The following is a 25,820-nucleotide window of genomic DNA, read 5'->3' as shown; positions in this document are numbered from 1 at the left end:
TAGTACTCCATGTTGAACGTGGCACCTGAGGTGTCTGCGAGCGTATCGCTGCAGACGTTTAAATCGGCATTTAAATCGGTCGCCGCGTTTTACGGTCGCCCGAGCTCCGATACCGTGCTGTTTTCGGGCGTTCCGGACGAGGTTCTGGAGGCAATGGAGCAGGACGATGTCGAGCGGCTGTCAGAGCGCGTCGGCCTTCAGGTGCTGAAGCACAAAGAGCGCGATTGCCGGCTGGGTAATTTCGACTGTCCCGCCATCGTCACCTTTGCCGGTGGCGGCGTGCTCCCATTGCTCGAAATGACCGAAAATGGCTCCTACGTCATCGATATCGCGTCAACAGCCGGGGCGCCGCTTCGCTTGACGCGAGAAGAGCTGGCCGCGCTCAATCCGCAGGCCGCCTTTGCTTTCACGCTCTTCTATCAGAATGCTTCGGAAGAAGCGCGCGTCGGTCATGCGATGGAGATCGAGAAGCGTCATTGGTTGGCGACGACGCTGGTGCCTTACTGGCGCACCTATGCTCGCGTCATGCTGGCGGCGCTGTTTATTAACATCATCGCGCTGGCCTCACCGCTCTTCACCATGAACGTCTACGACCGCGTGTTGCCGAACAAGGCGTTCCCAACGCTCTGGGTGCTGACGGCCGGCATTTCCCTGGCCTATCTCTTCGATTTCCTGCTGAAGACGGCCCGCGCGTCGCTGATCGACTATGCCGGCCGCAAGGCGGACATGCGTCTGTCGCAGCTGATCTTCGACAAGATCCTGAATTCGACGCTAGCCTCCCGCCCGATGTCGACAGGTGAATATGCCAACCGCGTGACGCAATATGAATTCGTACGCGAATTCTTCACCTCGAACACGATCGGCGTGCTGATCGACAGCCTCTTCGTCGTCATTTTCCTGATCGTCATCTATATGATCGCCGACTGGCTGGTCGTCATCCCGGCCGTTGCTTTCGTTCTGTCCGTCGTAATCGGCCTCGTGGCCCAGGCGCAGATCGGCAAGCGTATGGCGACTGCGACGAATGAAGCATCGCGTCGCCAGTCGATGCTCGTCGAGACGATTTCGACGATCGAGACATTGAAGAGCCTTCGCGCCGAGGCGACCATGTTGCGCCGCTGGCAGGAGCTGACGAAATATTCGAGCCGCACCAGCGAGGACATCAAGCACATCTCGTCGAACGCCATCAACTTGACGATGTTGTTGCAACAGATGGTTAGTGTGTTCATCGTCGTGGCGGGCACCTATGAATTCGCCGATGGAAAAATTGCCATGGGCGCGATCGTCGCGACCGTCATGCTGGCGAGCCGCGCCGGCGCGCCTTTCGGCCAGATCGCCATGACACTGGCGCGCTTCCGCCAGGCCACCATGTCGCTGCGCATTCTCGATAAGATCATGGAACAGCCCGATGACCGCCCGTCGACTGTCGGCTTCGTCAATCGGCAGATCCGCAGTGGCGGGTTCAGCTTCCAGAATGTCTCTTTCCAATATCCGGGTTCCGACCAGTCGGTCATCAATCGGCTGTCCTTTACGGTCATGCCCGGCGAGAGGATCGGGATTATCGGCCGCATCGGTTCGGGCAAGACGACGCTCGGCCGGCTGCTCGACGGGCTTTTTCAGCCGGCCAGCGGTCGCGTGCTGATCGATGGCGTCGATATCCGCCAGTATCACATGGCTGAAGTGCGCGCCGCGGTGGCCGTCGCCGGCCAGTCGTCGGATCTGTTCTCCGGCACGGTGAAGGAAAACCTGCTGCTCGGCCGGGCCGATGCCAGCGACGAGGAGCTTCTGGCCGTCTCGCGTATGACCGGTGTCGAGGAATTCGTCGCCGTTCACCCGCGCGGTTTCGACATGCCGGTCGGCGAGCGCGGCGCGAACCTCTCGAATGGCCAAAAGCAGGCATTGACCATCGCTCGCCTGCTCCTGACCCGGCCGAAGATCGTCTTCCTCGATGAGCCCTCGGGGGCGATGGATTTGGCGAGCGAACGGCACCTGATCAACAAGCTGACGAGTGCATTCGGTCCGGAAACAACGCTGATGGTGGCGACCCATCGCCACAGCATGTTGGAGCTGGTCGATCGGCTGATCGTCATCGACAAGGGCCGCATCATTGCCGATGGACCGAAGAACGCCGTCATCGAGGCGATGCAGCGCAAGGCGGTGCCCTGATGCGTACCCATCGTCGCAACATCCACGACAATCCTCCATTTTTCGCCCGGCTGATCCTCGGTATCTGTGCCTTGATGATCGCCGCCTTCATCGCCTGGGCGGCCTTGGCCGACATCGATGAGATCGCGCGAGGCGAGGGGAAGGTGATACCGGTATCGAAGACGCAGATCGTACAGTCGTCCGAGCCCGGCATCGTCCAGCAGATCAATGTCAATCTTGGTCAGGTCGTCCATAAGGGCGATCTTCTGGTGCAGCTCGACAATACCACGACGCAATCGACGCTTGGTGAGTCGGTGGCCAAGGCCCGCGCTCTGGGTGCCAAGGTTGAGCGCCTCGCCTTGGAAGAAGCAGGCACCTACGACGCACAATTCGTCTGCCCAGCCGATATTCTGGCCACCGCCAAGGACGTCTGCGACAACGAGGAAAAGCTCTTCGAGGCGGATCGTGCCGCCTACCAGAACAAGCTTGATGTTCTCGATCAGCGTTTGAAGCAGCATCAGAACGAGCTGGACGAGGCGCATGCCAACATAGACCGCCTGACGCAGAATATCGCCGGTGCCCAGAAGCAGTATGATCTGCTGAAGCCGCTCGGCGAGAAGAAGCTCGTCGCCGAAACCGAAGTGCTGAAGGTCCAGCGAGACTTGGTCGACCTGCAGGGTCAGCTTAAAGTCTATGTCGAAAGTCTGGATCGCCTGCAGGCGGCCGTCAAAGAGGCGACGCTGCAGGTCAACGACCTCGGGCTGCAGCTGCGCCAGCAGGCGTTGACCGACAAGGGGCAGGCACTGTCGGAGCTGTCCGTCGTTGACGAGACGATCCGTGGGGCATCCGACCGGGTCAAGCATACAGATATTCGTTCCCCGGTCGATGGCATCGTCAACACGCTGGAGGTCAATACGATCGGCGCCTATGTCGATGCCGGCAAGGTCATCGCCGGCGTCGTGCCGACAGCCGACACTCTGCTGATCGAGGCGAAGATTTCGCCGCGCGACGTCGCCTTCGTGCGCGTCGGCCAGCCGGCAGTCATCAAGATCTCGGCCTACGATTTCTCGATCTTTGGTGCGCTGGACGGTACGGTCGTCAACGTATCTGCCGACAGCCTTGTCGATAAGGACAAGAACGAGACCTACTACCTCGTGCGCATCAAGACCGACAAGTCGGAGCTGGAGCGCGACGGCAAGCGCTATCCGATCATACCCGGCATGGTGGCTTCGGCCGAGATCATGACCGGCCGCAAGGCGATCCTCACCTATCTGATGAAGCCGATCAACAAGGCGCGCTCTGAAGCGCTGACGGAACGGTGAGGGCGGCCATGCGCAAAGTAGCCGGAAAGGACGAAGTCACGACGATGGCCCGCAGCGAAGCCTTGCCGTCTGTCGATGGTGACGAACTGGAGCCGCGTTTCCGCGCCGTGACTGGCGGCGGCGAGCGCCGTGGCGTTCGCCTGGAGCGGATCTACTGGGACAGCCTCGGACGGATGTCCGAAGCTGGCGGCATCAGCATCGGCGACCTCGTTTACCACACGGCGGCCGACATGCCGGAAACCGGCAATCTCGCCTCGCTGTTGCGTGTGCTGAGCTTCAAATGGGTGCTGAGCCGTTTGGACGCCATCGAGGATGTCGCATCGCTGACCAATCTCAACGCAGTCCTTCAGGCATCGCCGACGCCGGCGGTGGTGTTGACGCAAGAGCGGGGGATCAAGCTCTTCAACGATGCCTTCCTGAAGATGCTGCGCCATCGCCTGCCGTTGATTGATGACGTCCAGCAGACGGCGCGCACCCTGCGCTTTTCTATCGACACCCAGGTCGAGGAAGTGCTCTCCGTCCTGTCGGCCAATCGTGGCAAGACGCTGAACACCGGCTTCAAGATCGGCCTCGGTTCGCAATCGCTGACGGGCCAGATCAACTTGGCGTTGGCGCCGGCACACGAGGCGCCGATGCTGATTGGTTATATTTCCGTTTATTGAGAATATCGCCACTGTCGCTGTGCGCGGAGTTCGTCCCGAAACGTCGAGAAGGCGAGTCCAATCAGTGGATCTCGCCTTCGCCGGGGGCCACCTTGGCGAGCGGCATTGCGGCGACAACCGCTTGCGCATGAGGATCGCGGGAGCCGTGCAGGTAGCCGCGGCCGGCGACGATCGAATAGAGCGGCAGATATTCTGCAATGCGCTTGTCGGGCAAAACCTCATCGCGCATGTTGTCGAGGATAAGATTGTTGCCGTTGACGGAAACCGACAGGACGGCGTGGTAGAAGTGCCGCTGCTGGTCGAAGAGGATGACCAGCGCCATTTGCTCAAGATCGACGCCTGCATTGTAGAGGGCGGCCATCTTTAATATGGCATAGTCCTCGCAGTCGCCCTGCTGGCGCGACAGGGCCTCGCTCGGCTTCGCCCAGTAGTCCGTCACATGATAGGTATCCATGTCGCTGGCGTAGCGGATGGCATGGTTGACGGTGAAATTGATAGTGTTGATCTTGTCGCGGATCGAGGCGCCGGCAGTCTTTGTCTCGGCCGCTGCAACGGCGGCTGCGGCTGCGTCGCATCCGCCCGCACCGCAATCGAGCGCTTTGCCGGACCGGATCTCGGCGAGCGGGCCTGCGAACTTGTCGAGCGCAGCAAGATGCTTGAAGGGAATGGCCACGGTTCCGAACACCGAGTCGCCCATCGGGGTATTGGTCGGCTGTGCGGGATGTACCGGCTGGAGTGCAGCCGTATCGTTACCTGGTAGGCCGGCCGGTTCGACGGCGAGGCTCTGGCTTAGCGCAGCAAGGTCGACGCTCCCGATCGCCTTCGCCGTGTTTGCGGCGGTCGGCGCAAAGAGATCGATGACTGTGTCAAACAGCGGGTCCGCAAGCAGGTTGACTACCGGGCGGACGGTATCGCTGGGCGCCGCCAGGCAAATGGTCGACGACGACAGACCAAAGGCAAGGGAAGTTGCAGCAAATGCTGCAAGTATAATTTTATTTTTCTTGCGTTCCATTGGCGCTTGTTTCTCCCTGGTTGAGAGAATAATGCGCTATACCTCTGAATATGGGGTTCGGAAGCGTAGATAATCTAAGTATAAATTGAGCGATCAAATAAGTATAAAATTCCACGGGGTTTGGTGGGGAAGCATTAAGGATGATGTCGCCATGCGCATCAAAAATGATCCGCTCTGGTGCGGGAATCGATGACGCAGCAGCAGCGCGCTCTAACGCGCGCTGCGCTCGATGCCGTCGGGCTGCTTCAGAACGATTGTGAGGGCTGCGCGGCGACCTTCAGCTTGCCGCCGTCGATCGTATTGATCACCATTTTGCGCTCCACCATGCCAGTGGCGTTGAAGCGGAAGAGCCCTGTTGTGCCCCGGAAGCCGACCTTGTTCATCAGGTTGGCGGCGGTCATGGCTTGCGGTCCCTGGGAGCGGATGAGGCCGGAGGCGATAGCCATGGCGTCGTAGCCGTAGGCGCCCGAGGTTGTCAGCGGATGGTTGAAGTGGCGCTGATAGCGCTCGGCAATCAGCCCGCTGCTCTGGGTATCGTCCGTCGCGATAAACGCGCCCGTCACAGTCGGCATCGTGTACATCGATTGCGGCCAGTTGTTGGTGCCGACCAACGCCTGGCCGGGAACGGCGGCGCTGCGCACTGCACTCGCCACCATACCGATTTCGGAAGTACCGCCGAGAATGACCACGATCTCGGCCGAGCGGATGAGCGGTTGGTTCTTGGTCAGGATATCAGCGGCCTGATCGCTTGTGTTGTAACGGCCGAGACCCATGAAAGTGTTGCCGCTGTTCCAGATGGCGTTGCCCAACCTGGTGCTATCGGATTGAGAAAAATCCGCGGGCACCAGCGCCGAAACCTTCTTGTGACCTCCGGGGCCGGCCGCCTTGACGCCTTCGGTCGCGCTATCGATTTCGTCCGAGGCGAGGTTGAAGACATCGCCTCCGCTCGTGGCCGTCGGACTTGCAAGGTTAAGCAATGGTGGACGCTGGGCGGGGGAAATGGCGGCGATAGCAGCGGTCTCGCCCGGCGGCAGATAGCTGACGATAAGCGCGGCATTTCGGCCCTTGGCTGCGGCGACCTGCGCCGCGATTCCAGCGAGACCAGGGCCAACATCCTTTACACGCAGCCGAATCTGATTGTTGCCGAGCTCGCCGACACCAAGCACCGCTCCGTCGCGAACGTCGCGGGCCGGACCTTCGTAGAGACCGGCGGCACCCTTGCGCAGCAGCAGCGTGATTTCCGTGCCGCTGTCGCCGCCGTAGCTTTCTTCGATGGCGGTGGACGGCATTTTTATATCGTCGTTCTTGCTGTTGCTGCTCAGGCCGCTACCGTCCATCTGGCAGCCGGCGAGGCCAGCGCAGAGGATAAGAACGGCACCGCATGCGGGCTGCCAATGCCGTCTGTGCGGCAGCCAACCGGTCAAAAGGCTCAACGAAAGGCTGCTCGCAAACGGCACAACTCACTCCCCCAATTCTCGAACGCAGGCTGCGACAGCCTATGGCGGCGCATTTGCACACGGCGAACGGCAGAAAGTCAAGCGGTATACTTAAGGAGTTGCTTGGTTATTAAGTTAACCATGGGTAAATATATCTGCGATCGTGCATAACCGGCTATATCGGTGAGGTTAACGAAGTATTGCAATCATCCCGCTCTCGTAATTGATTGGCGCCACATTACGAGACACCGGGAGTTAGACTTATGGAAGATTCGCGCATTTCGACGGTAGACCACGAAGCGGTTTCGAACGATTTCGTATCGGGCGACCGGAACGAGGGCCTTGCAGCCGATATCGGTGTGGATCAGCGGCTGCCGTTGTCGCAGAATGCTGATGTCGCGGCGTTCGAGCTGGCACAGGCCGCCGAGCAGCAGGCCAACGGCAAGACCGCGCGCCTTGCCGCCAACGAGCCGCAAAACGCCGACACCCGTCAGCCGATCCAAATTGTGCCGGACAATGGCAACGTCGTTCATCTGCCACCGAACACCTCGATCGACGACATCCACGTCGAGGGGCGTAATCTTGTTCTCGTCCAGGCCGACGGCACGCGCATCGTCATCATCAACGGCGCGCTGCACGTCCCGACCTTCCTGATCGGCGACGTCACGCTGCCGCAGCAGGCCGTCGTCGCTGCCCTACAGCAGCAGGGCGTCAACGTCGCCGAAGGTCCTGATGGTTCGGTTCACGCGGGCAATAGCACGGATTCCGGCCACCAGTTCACGGACAGCCAGGCTGGGAATGCCCGCACGCCGCTTAATCTGATTGGTCTCCTCGGTCCTGGCGGCATAATCGGGAACGGTAACGGCGGCAATCTGCCCGGCACCCAGACTCGCGTTCCCTTTATCCTTCAGCAGGCGACCGAAACAGCCTCGCTGATCGAACGCGGCAGCAGCACTGGCGCCTTCGTCACTGAAAGCAGTAGTGGCCGCTTCGGCTTCGGCGGCCATAATGCCGCGATCACCACCGTCACGCTGGTCGGCGAGGCAGAAATCACCGGTAGCGGCACGCAGCAGCTGTCGGGACTGACCTCCGGCGGCGCTCCCGTTGTCGTCACCCAGAACGGTCAGACCGTCACCGGCGTCGCCAATGGCGTCACTGTCTTCACGTTGGTGTTCAACGCCTCGACCGGCGAGTACACTTTCACCCAGCTCGCTGCCCTCGACCATTCCCGTGGCGCCAATTCGGCCAGCGATGTGCTTGAACTGCAATTTCGGTACACGGTCTCCGACACGAGCGGCCATACGGTTTCGGCTGTCGCGACCGTCGATATCACGGACAGCGTGCCGGTTGCGGCCGTTGGTACGGCGGGTTCGGTTACCGAAGCAGCTCTGTCTGCCGGTAACGCAGCCCTGACCCATGCGACCGGCGACGCGACCGCCACTGGTTCACTTAACATCTCCTGGGGCGCTGACAGCGCCAACACCGACAAGGGCGGCCTCGGCGATCGCTCTGTCGCCTTCACCAATGCCACAGTTTCGGCGACGGGTGAGGATAACGGCGCGCTGAGCTCGCACGGTCTGGCCGTGCACACGGCGATTTTGGCCGACGGCACGCTGGTCGGCTACACCGGCGAGGCCGCTCCGACGGCAACTTCCGCATCCAACGTGGTCTTCTACGCGACGGTCTCTGACACCGACAACGGCCACTATAACTTCACGCTGGTGCAGTCGCTCGATGACGCCAAGGGTTCGGACGCCATCCAACTGACCTTCGGCTATACGGCCACCGATTCCGACGGCGATACCGCCACGAACACCTTCACCATCACCGTCGCCGACGACAAGCCTGTCGCTGCGACTGGCGATGCAGGCTCGGTCACCGAAGGCGCTCTGGCGAGCGGCAACGAGAACCCGCATGTCGAGACCGATGCGATTACTACCGGCTCGCTCAACATCTCCTGGGGTGCCGATAACGCCAACACCGACAAGGGCGGCGCCGGTGACCGCTCGGTCGCCTTCACCGATGCGTCGGTTACGACACAAGGCCAGGATGGCGAAGCACTGAGCTCGCATGGCCTTGCGGTTCATACGGCGCTGCTGGCCGACGGCACGCTGGTCGGCTATACCGGCGACGTCGCTCCGACGGCGGTCGCAGATGCCAAGGGCGCAGTTGGCTCGAACATCGTCTTCTATGCGACGGTATCGGACACCGACAATGGCCACTATAACTTCACCCTGGTGCAGTCGCTCGACGACGCCAAGGGCTCGGACGCCATCCAACTGACCTTCGGCTATACGGCCACCGATTCCGACGGCGATACCGCCGCAAACACCTTCACCGTCACCGTCGCCGACGACAAGCCTGTCGCTCACACGATTGACAACACTGCTTCGCCGCTGAATGACGATGCGCAGATCGGCGGAAACCTGGATGCCAACGACGCCAACGCGCATAGCGTCTCGGGCGCCGCCGGCGCGCTGTTCAGTGTTGGCGCCGACGGCTTTGCAAGCGTCTCGATCGATCAGTCGAGCCTTCCGGCTCTGAAGACGATCTATGTCGACGCCAACGGGTTCGCGCAGCAGGAAGACGTTACCTGGGGCAAGCCGACGATTTCCGGCGGTGCGACGACTTGGGTTGCTTCCAGCGCCAATCACGAGACCGTCGCCACGCTGACCATCAATGCCGATGGCTCCTACACGTTCAGCACCAGTGCGCCGCTCGTCCATCCGACCTCCGGCACAACGGAAGAAGGCTTGCCGCTGACCTTCACCTTCACGGTGACCGATGGCGACAATGATACATCGGCCGGCTCGCTGACCTTGCACGTTACCGATGACGTGCCGCTGGCAAACACCGTCACCGTGACCAGCGTGACGCTGAACGACGACGCGCTGAAGGGCGGAAATCCCGACACGGTCGGCGTGACCGATACCGACACGGTCAGCGGCGCGAGCGGCACGCTCTTTTCGGGCGGCGCTGATGGCGTCCATCAGGTGACGCTCGGAGCGACGACGGATTTCAGCGCCATCTATACCGGCAAGGACGGCTTTGCCCATGTCGAGTCGGTCGTTTGGGGCAGCCCGACGACGACGGCGGGCGGCGAGACGATCTGGATCGCGACGGGCAAGGACAGCGGCCAGACTGTTGCGACCCTCACGATCGGCACGGATGGTTCCTACAGCTTCACGCTCAGTGCGCCGGTCGCCCATGCGGCAAGCCCGACCGCGGAAAATACGCAGGATCTGACCTTCAACTTCACCGTCACCGATGGTGACAGCGATACGGCCGGTGGCTCGCTGACGATCACCGTCAAGGACGATGCACCAATCGCCTATAAGGTTGATACCACCTCCACGCCGCTCAATGACGACGCGCAGGCACATGGCAACCTGGATGGCGCCACCGACGCAAAGACGATCAACGGCGATGCCGGGGCTCTGTTCTCCGCCGGCGCCGATGGCGTTAAGAGCCTGTCGATGGACAGCCTGCCGACGCTGAAGGCGATCTACCTCGACAGCCACGGCATCGGCCACCAGGAAGCCGTGTCCTGGACGTCGTCTGCGGCGAACGGTGTCACGACCTGGACGGCAACCGGCGCCTCCAGCCATGCTACCGTTGCGGTTCTGACGATTGGTTCGGACGGCTCCTACAGCTTCACCGCGGATGCGCCGCTTGTTCATTCGACGTCGTCGACGACCGAAGATGGCCTGACGCTGAATTTCGGCTTCACGGTCACGGATGGCGACGGCGATACAGCGAAGGGCTCGCTGGCGATTGCCATCACGGACGACGTCCCGGTTGCTTCCGGCACGACCGTTGCGGTCAGGGCCGACGAGGGCGACATTTACAATCTCCTGTCGCATGGCAACAGCGCGCTCGATGGCACGCATGACGGATCGTCCTCGCAGCCCGCACTGTTCGGTTTCGGCTTTGCGGCCACGGTATCCGGCTCCGTTGCTTCCACCGTTTCCTTCGGTGCTGACGGCGCAGCGGTTGGTGGCGGCTTCAGCTTCACCGCGAATGCGGCGTCGACGCTTACCGCTCTGCATCTGACTTCGGGTGGCGAAGCGCTCTCCTATGCCGTCGTCAACAACGTGATCATCGGCTATGTCGATAATGACCACCACAGCGGCTTCAATCCGCTCCTCGACCGCCCTGTCCTGTCATTGTCGCTGTCTAGCAACGGCAATTTCACCTTCCAGCAGTACGATCAGCTCGACAACGTCGCCGGTCCCGGCAACGACCTGCGCTCGGGCAATAGCTCGATCTCGGCCATCGACTTCGGTTCCGTCATTCAAGCGACTGACGGCGACGGCGACAACGTGACGCTGACCGGCGCTTTGAAGGTCACCATCGTTGATGACACGCCGAAGGTCGATCTGGCCCTCACGGGCTCGATCACGATCGACGAGAGCGGCAGCGGCGACAACGACGTCAACGCCAGCAATGCGGTCAAGAGCCTGTTTGCCGGCATAACTGGCGGCACCGATCCCTATATGTCGACGGTCTACGCTCAGCACAACGTCGTCTCTCCGTCAGTTTCGATGGGCGCCGACGATGCGTCGGGCGCGACCAGCAGCCTGACGCTTCATATCGACAATGCCGACTCCGGTCTGAAGACGACTGCTGGTCAGGCGATTACGCTCTCGCAGCTCGGCGACGGTACCGTCGTTGGCAAGATTGCAGACGGCGAGATCGCCTTTGCGATCCGCCTCGACAACAGCGGCAAGGTCAGCATCGCCCAGTACATGTCGCTTGCCAACCCGAACACGTCTAAGTCGGACGGCGATACGGTCGATCTCACCGGCAAGCTCTCGGCGGTGCTGAGCGCGACCGATAGCGACGGCGACACCGTCGCCAAGTCCGTTTCCATCGGCAGCAGCATTCGTTTCGATGATGACGGCCCGTCGATCGGCGGTGCCGTATCGACGAAGACACTTGCCGAGCATGACCTTCTGACGAATTCGGGTTCGCTGTCGCCCTCTGGCATCAGCACTGGCGCGGTTGCGCTCAATCTCGCCTTCGGCGCCGACGGCCCGGCCGCCCATGCTGTCACCTTCGCAGCGGGTTCGAACGGCAGCTATTTCACCGCAAGCTACGGCAATAATCAGACGCTTGATGCGACCAAGCTCAGCTCTGGCGGCCATGCGCTGTCCTACTCACTCAGCGGTGACGGCTTGACGCTCATCGCTTACACCGGCAGCAATGCCGCCGACCAGTCGAGCTGGGTCTTCAAGGTGGTCCTGTCCCAGGACAGCGGCCACGCCAGCGGCGCCTACAACTTCACGCTTTACAAGTCGCTCGACGACGTCAACGGTCAAACCAACCTCTCGGATATCAAGCTGACCTTCCAGGTTGCTGGCCATGATGGCGACGGCGACACCACGAACGGCACGCAGAGCTTCACGGTCGATGTGATCGACGATGTACCGACGCTGGTTGATCATGCCACGGTTTCCGCGACCGTCTCGGAAACGGCGATCAATGCTCCCGTAGTGACGACGGCATCTTACACGATCGATTTCCACACGGTGAATCCTGCGGCTGCCAAACTGACAGTTACCGAAGGCACCGTCAGCGGCGGTGAGGTAGGCTCGTCGTCCAAGGGTGGCGAAATCGTGCTCGTGTCCAACGCGGGAACGACCTTTGTCCTCACCCAGATGGATATAGGTGTGTTTGACCACAAAGGCGTGTCGTCCAAGACCGTCACGATCATCGGCACCGATGCGCAAGGCCACACCTATTCGGTGACGACTGCCGGTACGACCTTCTCGGCCGCCGGCACTGCCCTCGAAGGCAAACAACTGACGTCGCTCGAGATCGATCCGCATGACAGCTCACTGACAGTCACGGCCGACAACATCCATGTTACCGACACGACGACGACGCCCACCCATGATCCCGCTGAGACGACGGTAGATCTGACCTCGCTCGTTCACGCCGGCGCCGACAGCCCATTGACCTGGTCGGTGAACACGGTTGCCGGTGGAACGTCTTCCGGTAACCTGACGGGCGGTACCGGATTGACTTACAACGGTACGGCCATCACGCTCGCCAGCACGGATGGACACACGATCACCGGCTCGGCCGGAGGCGTCACGGTCTTCACTTTGACTGTCGATCCCGCGAGCGGTCACGCCACATTCGACCTTTACCATGCGATCGACGGCGGCAAAACGCTGCCGCTCGACTTCTCGAAATACGTTACGGCGACGGATTTCGACGGCGATGCTGTCACCCTGGGCAGCGGCTCCGTCACCATCGTCGTGCAGTCGGCCACGGACAGCCTTCCGACAATCTCTTCGGCCGGCTTGGTATCAGGCGTCAGCGAAAGCGGCTTGCCGGGTGGTACGGGAGCGGCCGGCGTCGCCAATGTTCATTCGGGTAGTATCGCAATCACCGCAGGCGATGCGCCTTCGACGGTGACAATCGCAGGCCATACGTTCAACGTCGGCGCCACAATCGCCAATGGCGATACCAATGCCACCGTTCGGGGTGCCTACGGAACGCTGCACATCCTCAGCGTCACCACGACGGCCATCAATTACACCTATACGCTGACGAGCACCACGAGCGGGGCGAGCAACCATGACTCCTTCGCCGTCACGGTCAGCGACGCGCCGATTGACGGTGAAAGCCAGACTGCAACCCTGACCTTCAGCATCACCGATGATAAGCCGATCGCAAGCACCATTTTGGTCGGATCGATGCATGAGAACGACAGCAGCGCGACCTTCGCACTGGCTTCCGGAACCATCGCCTTCGGCGCCGACGGAGCGGCCCAGAGCGGGGCGATCCATGTCGACAGCGTCAGCGCCAACGGAGATCTCGTCGGGTCGACGCTGAGCACCTCCATGGTCACGATCGACGCCGGTCACGTCACCGTCACGCCGGGCAGCGCACTCGATGCCCTGGCGCTCGGCCACTCCTCGACACTCTCGATCGGTTACACGGTCACCGACGGCGACGGCAGCAAAACCAGCGGCACCTTCACGATCAGGGTAGACGGCGTCAATCACGCGCCGACCACGGTGGACGGAAGCGTCTCCACCGGCGAACATGCGGCCTATTATTTCTCGTCGAAGGATTTCGCCTTCAGCGATAGCATTGATGGCAATACGCTGAAATCCGTCACCATCACCAGCCTTCCGACGGGTGGGACGCTTTATCTTGGCGGGACAGTCGTCACGGTCGGTCAGCACATCGCCGCGAGCGCGCTTTCAACGCTCCACTTCACGCCTTCGGCGGGATTTGCCGGCGCGACCGAAACCGCGAACTTCGGCTTCACGGTCCAGGATAATGGCGGCACGGCCAACGGCGGCGTCGACACGTCGGCCGCTCATACGATGACAGTCACCGTGACCGCCGTTGACGACGGCAGGGCGACGGTCTCGATTGCCGATCAGACGACGCATACGGGCAAAGCGCTCGTCGCAGGCGACACGCTGAACGCGGCGATCGCGACAAACGACCCGGATCACGGGCAGTCCGGTCTGACCTATGCGTGGAGCTGGGCGGACGATCAGTCCCATACGGTTCTCGGAACCGGATCATCCTACACGGTGACGAACGCCGATGTCGGGCATTCGTTGATCCTGACGGTGAACTATACGGATGGCCAGGGCTTCAGCGATGTCGCGACGCAGACGACGTCTGCTGTCATCGCCCCGACGGTTTTCGCTCCGACAGTCGATGCAACGCCCCTGTCGGAAGCCAATCTTTCGGATGGCTCCAACCCGCAGCCTTCTGAACTGACAGCCACGGGCAGCATTGCCCTGGGCACCCTGGACAATCCGCACATCACCAGCGTTGTGGGTGCCGACGGCACGGCGGTAGGCGTCGATCAAACGGCCCCGGACAGCCAGACGACGACGATCCACGGTTCCTACGGTGATCTCGTAATCGACGCGAATGGTGCATATACCTACACGCTGACACATGCGGGCTCGAACCCATCGGGAGACACGGATCAGTTCACCTATACGGTGACGGATATGAACGGCAAAACGGCTCAGGAGACCCTGACGTTCAATATCGCCGACGACACGCCGACGCTGACCGGTACCGAGATTTCCGCAACCGTCTCCGACGATGGTGTGGTGACAGCCGCCGAACACTCCGCAACGATGACGGCGGGACTGACCTCGCTCGTTAACTCTGGTGCCGACAGCCCATTGACCTGGTCGGCGAACGCGGTCGCAGCCGGTACCTCTTCCGGTACCCTGACAGGCGGCACCGAGTTGACTTACAACGGCGCGGCCATCACCCTCGCCAGCACGGATGGGCATACGATCACCGGCTCGGCGAACGGTACCACGGTCTTCACACTGACGGTCGACAGCAGCGGCCATGCCACGTTCGTGCTTGACCAGACAATCGATGGTGCCAAGGACCAGACACTCGACTTCTCGCAGTATGTGAAGGCCATGGATTCCGACGGTGACTCTGTGACATTGGGCACAGGCGCCTTCACCATCGCTGTGGACCACGTCAATCACCCGGCGGAGATCGGCGGTGCCGATAGCAGGGCCGTCACGGAGGACCTGAACGTTTCCGCAGACGGTCATCTGCAGGCAAGCGGCACGTTGATCATCAATGATGCCGATCGGGGCGAAGGCAAATTCCAAGCGGCGACCATAAACCCTGACGGTACGCATCTGGGTGCGCTAACGATCGATGCGGACGGCAACTGGAGCTATAAGGTCGATGACAGCCTGTCGGCTGTGCAGAGCCTGGGTGCAAACCAGAGCAGAACCGACACGTTCACGGTTTCCTCGGTTGACGGAACGACCCATGACATCGTGGTGACGATCAACGGCACGAACGACGCGCCGACGATCTCGATCGCCAGCGGCGACAGCGCCAGCGGTGCAGTGACCGAGGCCGGCATTGGCGTTGCCGACGACAGCGCTCACAACACGGTTTCCGGTCATCTGACCGGGGCTGATATCGACAGCCCGACCTTGACGTGGTCGGTGATTGCGGGCAGCGGCCAGACGGCCGGTCAAGATGGGTCGGTTACGGGCGCTTATGGTACGCTGAGCGTCGGTGCGGACGGCACCTGGACCTATGTCCTCGATCAGTCGAAGGCCGACTCGCTGAATACTTCGGACCATCCGCAGGAAAGCTTCACGGTTCAGTTGAGCGACAACCAAGGTGGCATCACGACGCAGACGGTCGTGGTGACTGTCAACGGCACGAACGACGCGCCGACGATCTCGATCGCCGGCGGCGACAGCGCCAGCGGTGCCGTGACTGAGGCCGGTGTTGGCGTCGCCGACGACAGCGCTCACAACACAGTTTCGGGTCATTTGACAGGGGCTGATGTCGACAGCACGTCGTTAACATGGTCGGCGGTTGCCGGCAGCAACCAGACTGCCAATGGGAACGGGTCCGTCACCGGCACTTATGGCACGCTGAGCATCGATGCGAACGGCACCTGGACCTATACTTTGGATCAGTCGAAGGCCAATTCGCTGAATGCTTCGGATGTCCCGCAGGAAAGCTTCACAGTTCAGTTGAGCGACAACCAAGGTGGTGTTACGACGCAGACGATTGTGGTGACGGTCAACGGCACGAACGACGCACCGACGATCTCGATCGCCAGCGGCGACAGCGCCAGCGGTGCCGTGACTGAGGCCGGCATTGGCGTTGCCAACGACACCGCTCACAATACGGTTTCCGGCCATCTGACCGGCGCTGATGTTGACAGTGCATCGTTGACGTGGTCGGTGGTTGCGACCGGCAGCCAGACGGGCAATCCAGACGGATCGGTTACCGGCGCCTACGGCACGTTGAGTGTCAATGCGAACGGCACCTGGAGCTATCTCCTCGATCAGTCGAAGGCCAATCCGCTGACGGCTTCGGATCATCCGCAGGAAAGTTTCACGGTTCAATTGAGCGACAACCAAGGTGGCGTCACGACGCAGACTGTCGTGGTAACGGTCAACGGCACGAACGACGCGCCGACGATCTCGATCGCCAGCGGCGACAGCGCCAGCGGTGCCGTGACTGAGGCCGGCGTTGGCGTTGCCAATGACAGTGCTCACAACACGGTTTCCGGCCATCTGACCGGGGCTGATGTCGACAACACGTCCCTGACGTGGTCGGTGGTTGCGGGCAGCGGCCAGACTGCCAATGGGAGCGGGTCGGTTACGGGTGCTTACGGCACGCTGAGCGTCAATGCGAACGGCACCTGGACCTATCTCCTCGATCAGTCGAAGGCCGATCCGCTGACGGCTTCGGATCATCCGCAGGAAAGCTTCAAGGTCCAGTTGAGCGACGGCCAGGGCGGCATCTCGACGCAGACGGTCGTGGTGACGGTCAACGGCACGAACGATGCCGCCTCGATCTCGGGCTCGGCGACCGGTTCGGTCACCGAGGACGGCCAATTGACGGCGAATGGTGTGCTGACGGTTGCCGACGTCGACAATGGTCAGAGCCATTTCCAGACACCCGCATCGCTGACTGGCACTTACGGCACGTTCACCTTCAATGCGACGACCGGTGTTTGGGGCTACACACTCAACAACTCTGCCTCGAATGTGCAGGCTTTGAACGGAGGGCAAACGGTTACGGATAAGCTGACTGTAGCGTCCGCGGACGGAACAGCTTCGCAGGATATCGTAGTGACCATCCACGGCACCAACGAGGCCGTGTCGGCACCGAGCATCAGCAGTGTCACCGACAATGTCGGGTCGATCCAAGGCAACCTGGCTGACGGTGCGGTTACGGATGACACCAATCTTGGTATTCGCGTAAGCCTGACCGAAACCGGTGCTGTCAGCGGTGATACGGTGCAGCTCTATAACGGCACGACCGCACTCGGCATAGCCGTCACGCTGACGTCGACCAATATCAGCAATGGGTATGTCGATATTACCACCCCGACGCTGACGAACGGATCGACTTATAACTTCCGGGCCTCACTCACGGATGCGGGCACCACCAGCCCGCTATCGCCGAGCGGCGCCTATGATATCAAGATCGATACGACGGCGCCGACACTTGTCATTACGCAGAACAGCGGCGTGATGACCTTCACCTTCAGCGAGGCAGTGTCTGGGTTCAACATCAATGACGTTACGCAGGATAGCAATTACTCGCTCTACAACTTCAAGCATGTTGGCGTGAATGCCTTCGGCCAGGACATCTACACGGCGAATATTTTCAACTGGAACAATGGCTGGAAGTCTGCCTCAGTTTCGGGGAGTAGCTATACCGATCTAGCCGGCAACGCCGGGACAAACAGCAACGTGTTGACATTCAAGCCAGCCGGCATCTCCGGCGAGGCCATGAACCTCGCGCTCTCTGATCCGTCGCATCACGTTGGCGCGGTCACGTTGAGCATTGCCGGAGTGCCGGCAGGTTGGACGCTGAGCGAAGGCACGCATAATGCCGATGGCACCTGGTCTGTGGTGACGAATGATCCGTCGTCGCTGACGGTCACGTCGCCCAATGGCGCCACCGGCGCACTGGTTCTTCAGGTCACCGAGACCTGGACCAATGCGGACGGCTCGACGGGCATGGCCACTGTGGCCGACAACGTCGAAGCCTATGCCAAGGGTTCGCCGATTTTCGCCTGGTCGGGCGACGATACGCTCACCGCATCGAGCGGCAACGACACGCTGGTCTTTGCGAACACCATCGGCACTGACGTCGTGCACAACTTCGATACGGCGCATGACAAGATCGATCTGATCGGCTTCGCAGGCTTCAATAGCTTCGCGGATGTTCAAGCCCACCTGTCGACCGACGCGTCGGGCAATGCCGTCATCACGCTCGGCGATGGCGAGACCATCACCTTGACAGGCGTCAGCGCCGCAGCGCTCACCGCGAATGACTTCCTCTTCAACGAGGCAGTGGTGACGCACAATACCGGCGACATAGTCCTCAGCGACGGCGCGCTCTTGCCGTTCAGCGGCACACTCGACAACACCGGCAGCATCCATCTCGCCTCGACCGGTAGCGAGACGGCCTTCGAAATCGTGCAGCACGGCCTCACGCTGACCGGCGGCGGCACGATGACGTTCTCCGACGATGCGCACAACGTCATCGTCGGCAGCGGCGATGATGTCACACTGACCAATGTTGACAACACGATCTCCGGTGCCGGCCAGCTCGGCGATGGTCACCTGACGCTGGTCAACGAGGGCACGATCATTGCCGACGGCAGCCACGCGCTTGTCATCGACACCGGTGTCAACGCGGTGAGCAACACCGGCACGCTGGAGGCGACCGGAACCGGCGGCCTCGACATACACAGCGGCGTCGTCAATGACGGCCTACTGTGGGCGAATGGCGGTAACATCAATCTCGAGGGCAATGTCAGCGGCAGCGGCACGGCGCTGTTGTCGGGCCACGCCAGCCTCGAAATCGGTGGTTCGTTCAGCGAGGCGATCACGCTGAGCACGGACGCCCAGGCTACCATCACCATCGACCACGCGGCCGCATTCACCGGCACGATCGCCGGCCTCGACGGTAATGACGCGCTGCGGTTCGGCGATATCTCTGCCGCGACCGCCAGCTTCTCCTATGCGGAAAACGCTGAGAAAACTGGTGGCGTGCTGACGGTCACCGACGGTAACCACACCGCCACCATTGGTCTCACCGGCGACTACACGGCCAGCGACTTCTCGCTCGGCCACGACGGTGACTATGCCGAGATTGACTTCAGCGGGCTCGGCCACCTCTATGGCACCGACGGCAGCGACACGCTGACGAGCGGCGGTGGCTACATCATCACCGGCGGCGCCGGCGCGGATACTTTCGTGCTCGATGCCCAGGCCCTGCACAACCTCAACATGGCCGACGTCATCACCGACTTCAGCCCGAAGGGAGAGGGCGACAAGCTGGATGTTTCGAACCTGCTGAACGCACTGGTCGGCGAACACCCGGGCATGACCGAGGCGAATGCCGTCGCGTCGATGACGGCAGCGGTGGATACCGCAACCAATTCGACGAAGATCAGCATCAACACCGGCTCGGAAACCCATGTGGTCGCCACGCTGCAGAACTACACGCCGACAGGCCACGATGCCGTCCACGTGCTGTTCAACAATCACGACGAGCAGCTTGCAACCCATACGCAAACCGCTGGCGCCTGACGCCTTTAAACGGGCACTCAAATCTGGAAGCGGCGCGTCCCGGACGCGCCGCTTTTCATTTGAAATGGATGCCGCCGCGATGGCAAAGCGTTGTGTCGATCGGGAGGCGCCGCGTTAACGGCTGGTGCTGATACGCGGGTATGACCATTGATCATTGGACCAGCCCCACTGCGCACCATTACAAGCGCTGCCGCTTTCCCACCGAGATCGTTGGACACGAAGTGTCGCTAGGATCGACCATGATTGTGACGTTGCGTCGCGATCGTCGCCAACTCAGCGATGTTATCCTCCTCACAAAAAGCTGGCCTCCGCGGGTTCGTCCGACGTCGTGACGATGCTTGATCCATACCCTTCGCGCGAGATGGCCTTGATAGTGTCGTTCGGTGCCGCGCGAGCGAAACGCTGGGCTTCCTCCCACGGAGCGTTCAGCCGGATATGGGGATTTTCCTTAGTCAACAACAAGACGGCATTGCTTTGCCGTGATACCTGTGAGGAGACGCGAAATAAACGCTATTGTGCAGGATCTAGTCACCAGATTTCGAGGCTATAGTTTCCGCTCGATGTGAAATCGAATAACATCTCTTTATCTGAGATTGTCAAAGGGGGCAGTGAGAATGTCTTTGCAGCCGATCCAATACGGGCTCATGAGGGCTGTTGCCTTTGGCATTCCGATTATTCTTTCGGCTGTTTTCCTGGCCTCCTGCTCAACAGTCGGCAGAGCTGGAGGCCAATCTGCGCCCGTAACCGCAAGCAAGTCGGCAGATTCCGTCAACGACAAAGACAAAGCGGCCGACCGTCGGCGATGGGCAGAGAGAGTGCAGCGAGATAACCAGTTAGATCCGAGCGGGTCGCAACCAGGTTACTATGGGTCTTTCGGCCCCCGTTTCAGTTGGTGATCAGTGGCTATTCGTCCTGACCACTATTGGTCTCCTATGCTGGATGCTATGAGGCGCAGGCGCGCTAAGGTCGAACAAACGTGGAATTAAACCTCGAGCTGCAGGATAAAGGTGAATACAACAAAAAAGCTGATTACATTACGAGAAGCACGCGAGATAGCAATTAGTGAGGCAAAGGGCATCATTGGCGAATTCCTGCCGAAAAGTGGCATCGGCTCGATTTTGGAGGATGAGTATGTCGAGAATGAGGATTGTTGGATTTTCTTCCGGAATAGGCAAACCAATATTCCCGTTCCAAACAGGACAATAGTCGCGCACTGGGCGTTTGCGGTTAGTAGGTCAGGTGAATATTTAACAGTTCCGGACAACTACGGCGACGCGAAGGCGATAGCAGTACAACTGAGAAGACTTTCAGCTTATTATAAGTCTCACGATTTTCCTTAAAGACCGGTCACTGAAGCTGGCTTTACATTATGCCGACTCTTGGTGGAGGGCCGTTGGGTGCTAAGTGTGCGATTCATCGTTATGCGAAAAGACGCTTCCGGCACGTGATTGCAGTCTAGGAAGTTGTCGGTTGCTTTAGTGGAGCAGTTTGACGCAACAACGCTTCAGCGGCCGGAACTCGGACGACGTGACGATATCGATCGAATGCAGCTGCGGGAAGCGAATTGCACCTTCCCGCGATCCTTGATTTTGAAGCTAGGCAATCGTTCAAGGATTGGCCGGGACCTACAAGATCAAAACTCTTCCCAGGATGCCACTGCGGCTCCGCCGGAGCCACCGAATGCGCCGGCAATTCTGGACCGGAGCGAGCGCGCCGGCGATGCGGTGGGACTGGACCGTTCCGTCGCGGTAGCCGGGCGTGCATGGCTGCGTTCGCTTTGCAGATTGAATTGCCCGAGGAGGTCATTCAGCGCTGTCACCTCCTTGGCCAGGCTATAGCTTGCGGCGGTAGACTCCTCGACCATGGCTGCATTCTGTTGCGTCCCCTGGTCGATGCTATTGACGGCCGTATTGATCTCCTGCAAGCCGGTTGCCTGTTCGCGCGCGGCTTCGACGATCGCTCGTACATTGCGGTCGATCTCTTCCACCTCCCTGACGATCTGCTGGAGCGATTGCCCGGTTTTGGTGACAAGATCGACGCCGCTGCCTACCTGCTGACCGGACGTCGAAATGAGCGTCTTGATCTCCTTGGCGGCAGTGGCGGATCGCTGCGCAAGCTCGCGCACTTCCTGCGCGACGACGGCAAAACCCTTGCCGGCTTCGCCCGCACGTGCTGCCTCGACGCCGGCGTTGAGGGCAAGCAGGTTCGTCTGGAAGGCTATATCGTCGATCACGCTGATGATGTTGCTGATTTCGCCCGACGATTTCGAGATTGCCTCCATTGCCGCAACCGCCTCCTGCATGACTTCGCCGGATTTCTCGGCGCCGATGCGAGCACGGCCAACCAGCGAGCTTGCTTCCTCTGCGCGCCGAGTGGAATCCTTGACGGTCGTGGTGATTTCCTCAAGTGCGGCTGCCGTCTGTTCGACGGAGCTTGCCTGTTGCTCCGTACGCTTGGAGAGATCGTCCGCGGCAGAGCGGATCTGGTTGGCGCCGGCCGCGATGGCTTGGCCACCTTGGCCGATGGCGCGAAGCGTTTCCTCAAGCTTTGCCATCGATGCGTTGAAGTCTGCTCTCAGGCGATCAAGATGAGCGACAAATGGCTGCTCGATGCGGTAGATCAGGTTGCCGTTTGAAAGCTCGGCTAGACCGCTTGCAAGGCCATCGACGGCAAATTGGATGTCAGCCGTGTCCTTCGCCTTTTGAGCCTCGCGTTCCAACCTCTCTCTTTCTGAGAGACTGCGACCGTCGGCAGCTTCCTGTTCCAACCGGATACGTTCGACGGCATTATCACGGAACACTGCGACGGCCTCGGCCATCTGACCGACTTCGTCCCTGCGTCCGATGCCTGCAATCTGTTCTTGGGTGTTGCCGTCGGCGAGAGAAGCCATGCGCGCCCGCAGGCGTTCGATGGGCGCGGCAATGCCGCGTGCTGAAATCAGCGCTGCAATCAGGATCGCAGCGACGAAAAGAATGCCGAGCGCGATCAAGGTATTGGTAATCGTGCTCGTCGCGTGCTTGTTGAGCAGCTCACTTTTGGTGCCGATGTTCTCATTGAAGGCGACAACCCACTGGCGAATGGCGAGAGCTTCGTTGCTAATCAGTCCGTCGGCCTGCTTCAAAAGCTTGGTCGCCGCGTCGTTGTCGTCATTCTTACCCGCCATCACAGCTCTGTCGGTGACAGCAACGATATTATTGGCCTTTACCGAGAGTTCTTCGACTGCGGCCCCCTGTTCCGGCACCAATTTCCTGACATTCGCGAAGCGTTCCAGAAGGGCCTGCTTGTTTTCCTCATAGTTCTTGAGGAACCCAGCCATTTCTGAATCTTTGGAATTGTAGAGTTGGATTTGATAGGCATTGTAACTCAGTGCCGCCAATCGCTGATTGGCCATCGACATCTGGATCGATGCCGCCTCATCCGTTGAGATGAATCTGGAGTAGTTTGCAACGGTATCGCGGTATTGAGACGATACGAGTAGGGCACCAGCAATTCCGATCAGGCAGATCGGGATGATAACGCAGAGGACCTTTGTTCTGATCTTGGCGTTCTGAAAAATGCTCATGGGGCTCGTCCACTTTAGGGAGCCGGTGACCGCCTACGCGACAAGGTCTGTATAGGTCGGCTATCGCCTGCTCTGAAGGCTGGGAACATTGCAGGCGTGAGCATCCTGCTCGCCGCCTATTGGCGCTGCACGTCAAAAATGGCAGAGACATCTGATGAAACAATTAATAATCAAAAATCGTACTAATTGAATAAAGTACTTCTGTCACTTGTTGGCGGGTGAAATAACTATTATAAGTTGTTTTCACGAAGATTTATGCAATTTGAAAGTTGTATTCAAAATATAATTTGAGGTATTATTTCAGATATACCGTTAGATGGTGGAATCGGCTTTTTGGAATCCAACTTCTATTTTTCATTTGCTTTAGTTGCATGTTGGTGGATAAAATACAACCATGATCTACATTAGTGTGTACGCATTGAGAGGCGGCGTGCAATGCAGTCGCAACATGGTCCACGTCTGCGGCGCTATATGTTGAACGCCGGCGATGAGCACGGCATCCGTCAACGCCTAGGATAGATGCCACGCGCGCAGCGCTGGAATGCAACAGGAAGAGGTTTGTGGTGAATACGAGCACCAGGTGCTCAGTGATCTAGCCGATGCCCAGTGCGTAGGTCAGGCCATGCGAGATCCTGATTTGATCGGACGAAGTTAGTTGGCCGGCTGATCTTCGGTTGCCCCCGAACAAAGGTTTTTCCTTGAAGCGAGGAAATCGATGAAAGTACGAACCTTGGCGGAGAGATATTTTCTGCTGGGATAGACCGCGTGCAGGGTCGCGGTGAATTTCACCTGTTCGGGCAGAACCATCTCCAGTCTGCCCTCGGCAACGTCGGTTTGCGTCATCCATACGGGCAGGAAGACGAGGCCCATGCCTTCGAGCGCTGCGAGATGCAGCATGATTTCGTTTTCGCTTTGCATGACGGGCCGAAGGTTGACCGTTACGGGGCCTTCTGCTCCGTCGATGGTTATGCTGCCGCTTGCATTCATGCCGCTATAGGCCAGCAGCGAGTGACCATTGAGGTCGGCCAGCCGGGTCGGGCGGCCTGTACGCGACAGATAGGCGGGTGATCCGACGAGGTGAAAGGTGACCTTCATCAATGGGCGCGCAATAAGACTGGGGTCTAGCCGTTCGGGAGCCGTCGCACGCAGGGCCAGATCAAAGCCCTCGTCCACGAGATTGACGATCCGGCCGCTCAGATCCATGTCGAAGCGCACGTCGGGATAGCGCTCGTGATATTCGGCAAAGGCTTGGGCAATCAGCGTATTGGCAGCCCAAACCGGAGCGCTGAGCTTTAGAACCCCGCGCGGCATGACGGTGACGTTACTGACGGCGGCCTCCACCTCATCCAGCCCGTCGAGCATTTGCTTGGTCTGGTTGAAATAGAGCATACCGGTTTCGGTCACGCTGACGTGGCGACTGGTTCGGTTCAGCAACCGGGTTCCGAGCCGGTTTTCCAAGTGCATAACATGCTTGCTGGCCATGGCCGGCGAAAGGCCAAGGCGCTCCGCGGCTGCCGTGAAGCTCCTGAGCTCGGCCACTGTGCAAAAGACTCGCAGGCTCGTCAAACTATCCATCGATCATCAACGTATAGGAAATGTTTCTTCAATGTAAGACGCATTGATCAACATCTGTGAAAGGCTCAAATTCGCTGCATGAACACGGGCAGGGCTCGTTTTCCCGCGATTTCGCACCCGTGGACTGGTGCGGCTCAACAAGGATGCAGCAGGTGAGCAAGTTTCGGCTTCCGACTTATTTCGTCAGTCACGGCGGCGGTCCGTGGCCGTATATCACCGATGGTTTCCGCCGTAACTTCGACAAGCTCGAGCAATCGCTGATCGAGATGCGGGCAGAGCTCGCCAATGCGCCCAAGGCGGTCCTGGTGATCTCCGGCCACTGGGAAGAACAGGGCTTTGCCATTTCATCGGGTGCCAGACCGGGAATGGTCTACGATTATCACGGTTTTCCCGAGTATCTCTATCATATCAAATATGGCGCGCCCGGTTCGCCGGCGCTTGCCAAGCGCGTTCAGGACCTTCTGCATGTGCGCGGAATCGACGTCAACCTCGATCCGACGCGGGGTTTCGATCATGGCACTTTCAGTATCATGAAGCCGCTTTACCCCGAGGAAGACATCCCGCTGGTTCAGCTCTCCCTGGACGTGGGCTACGATCCGGCCTTGCATCTCGAGGTAGGACGGGCTCTTGCGCCATTGCGCGACGAGGGTGTGCTGATCATCGGCAGTGGCCTCAGCTATCATAACCTGCGGGAAATCCGGGGCACCAGCGGCTATGAGCCCTCTCGGCAGTTCGACGCCTGGCTCCAGCAGACGCTGGTCCATTCCTCGCCCTATGAGCGTGCCGAGCGGCTGCTCGAATGGGAACAAGCCCCCTCCGCCCGCGCCGCACATCCGCGCGAGGATCATCTCATTCCGCTGATGGTGGTGGTCGGTGCAGCCAGGGATGAACCCGGTGTCGTCACCTACCATCAGACCGATTTCGCAGGCGGCATCACCGCTTCCAGCTTCCGCTTCGGAAATGTGCCCGAGGCCCTCTCATCCGCACAATGAGCGACGATCGG

The 25,820-nt window shown here is 60.0% G+C and carries 10 protein-coding genes; 6 read left to right on the top strand and 4 right to left on the bottom strand.

The genetic code is table 11. The features are described 5' to 3' along the window. Positions 1-9 precede the first annotated feature (9 nt). The 3 genes from CCGE525_RS31840 to CCGE525_RS31830 are packed head-to-tail and all read left to right on the top strand — an operon-like array spanning position 10 to position 4,126. Positions 10-2,163 (top strand): type I secretion system permease/ATPase, encoded by a 2,154-nt coding sequence (locus CCGE525_RS31840; protein WP_120708174.1) that lies wholly within the window; start codon positions 10-12, stop codon positions 2,161-2,163. Next, entirely contained in the window at positions 2,163-3,464 is a 1,302-nt protein-coding gene (locus CCGE525_RS31835; protein WP_120708173.1) for an HlyD family type I secretion periplasmic adaptor subunit, read from the top strand. Before CCGE525_RS31840 ends, CCGE525_RS31835 begins: the two co-directional genes overlap by 1 nt. A gap of 8 nt (positions 3,465-3,472) precedes the next feature. Beyond that, positions 3,473-4,126 carry a ribbon-helix-helix domain-containing protein gene (locus CCGE525_RS31830; RefSeq protein ID WP_120708172.1) on the top strand — a complete coding sequence of 218 codons (654 nt, stop codon included), beginning with the start codon at positions 3,473-3,475 and terminating at the stop codon, positions 4,124-4,126. Positions 4,127-4,187: 61 nt separating this feature from the next. Here the strand turns inward: CCGE525_RS31830 and CCGE525_RS31825 are convergent, their stop codons facing one another. Next, positions 4,188-5,138 (bottom strand): transglutaminase-like cysteine peptidase, encoded by a 951-nt coding sequence (locus CCGE525_RS31825; RefSeq protein WP_120708171.1) that lies wholly within the window; start codon positions 5,136-5,138, stop codon positions 4,188-4,190. 245 nt (positions 5,139-5,383) lie between these two features. Next, positions 5,384-6,571: a type 1 periplasmic-binding domain-containing protein gene (locus CCGE525_RS31820; RefSeq protein WP_162950364.1), complete on the bottom strand. Its 1,188-nt coding sequence runs from the start codon at positions 6,569-6,571 to the stop codon at positions 5,384-5,386. A gap of 266 nt (positions 6,572-6,837) precedes the next feature. Here CCGE525_RS31820 and CCGE525_RS31815 point away from each other — a divergent pair, with 266 nt between their 5' ends. Both CCGE525_RS31815 and CCGE525_RS31810 read left to right on the top strand, forming a co-directional pair. After that, the gene (locus CCGE525_RS31815) at positions 6,838-19,680 is read left to right on the top strand and encodes a beta strand repeat-containing protein (RefSeq protein ID WP_120708169.1); all 12,843 of its coding nucleotides are present in this window, start codon (positions 6,838-6,840) and stop codon (positions 19,678-19,680) included. 1,007 nt (positions 19,681-20,687) lie between these two features. Further along, positions 20,688-21,020, top strand: coding sequence for a hypothetical protein (locus tag CCGE525_RS31810; protein WP_120708168.1), 333 nt, complete (start codon positions 20,688-20,690; stop codon positions 21,018-21,020). A 293-nt stretch (positions 21,021-21,313) separates the two neighbouring features. Here the strand turns inward: CCGE525_RS31810 and CCGE525_RS31805 are convergent, their stop codons facing one another. Both CCGE525_RS31805 and CCGE525_RS31800 read right to left on the bottom strand, forming a co-directional pair. Next, positions 21,314-23,242, bottom strand: a complete 1,929-nt coding sequence (locus CCGE525_RS31805) for a methyl-accepting chemotaxis protein (protein WP_120708167.1) — start codon at positions 23,240-23,242, stop codon at positions 21,314-21,316. 651 nt (positions 23,243-23,893) lie between these two features. Then, on the bottom strand, positions 23,894-24,817 hold the full coding sequence (locus CCGE525_RS31800) for a LysR family transcriptional regulator (protein ID WP_120708166.1): 924 nt from the start codon (positions 24,815-24,817) through the stop codon (positions 23,894-23,896). 152 nt (positions 24,818-24,969) lie between these two features. Between CCGE525_RS31800 and CCGE525_RS31795 the strand changes: the two genes are divergently transcribed. Further along, a complete protein-coding gene (locus CCGE525_RS31795; protein WP_120708742.1) occupies positions 24,970-25,809 on the top strand; it encodes a DODA-type extradiol aromatic ring-opening family dioxygenase in 840 nt (279 codons plus the stop codon). The last annotated feature ends 11 nt before the right edge of the window (positions 25,810-25,820 follow it).

This window comes from Rhizobium jaguaris (genome assembly GCF_003627755.1).
Classification (GTDB): Bacteria; Pseudomonadota; Alphaproteobacteria; order Rhizobiales; family Rhizobiaceae; genus Rhizobium; species Rhizobium jaguaris.
The sequence above is the reverse complement of the archived record's forward strand: the minus strand, read 5'-3'. Positions and strand labels throughout refer to the sequence as shown.

Coding starts and splice junctions, on each gene's coding strand:
- CCGE525_RS31840 (WP_120708174.1), top strand. CDS start 10: ATGTTGAACGTGGCACCTGAGGTGTCTGCGAGCGTATCGCTGCAGACG.
- CCGE525_RS31835 (WP_120708173.1), top strand. CDS start 2,163: ATGCGTACCCATCGTCGCAACATCCACGACAATCCTCCATTTTTCGCC.
- CCGE525_RS31830 (WP_120708172.1), top strand. CDS start 3,473: ATGCGCAAAGTAGCCGGAAAGGACGAAGTCACGACGATGGCCCGCAGC.
- CCGE525_RS31825 (WP_120708171.1), bottom strand. CDS start 5,138: ATGGAACGCAAGAAAAATAAAATTATACTTGCAGCATTTGCTGCAACT.
- CCGE525_RS31815 (WP_120708169.1), top strand. CDS start 6,838: ATGGAAGATTCGCGCATTTCGACGGTAGACCACGAAGCGGTTTCGAAC.
- CCGE525_RS31805 (WP_120708167.1), bottom strand. CDS start 23,242: ATGAGCATTTTTCAGAACGCCAAGATCAGAACAAAGGTCCTCTGCGTT.
- CCGE525_RS31800 (WP_120708166.1), bottom strand. CDS start 24,817: ATGGATAGTTTGACGAGCCTGCGAGTCTTTTGCACAGTGGCCGAGCTC.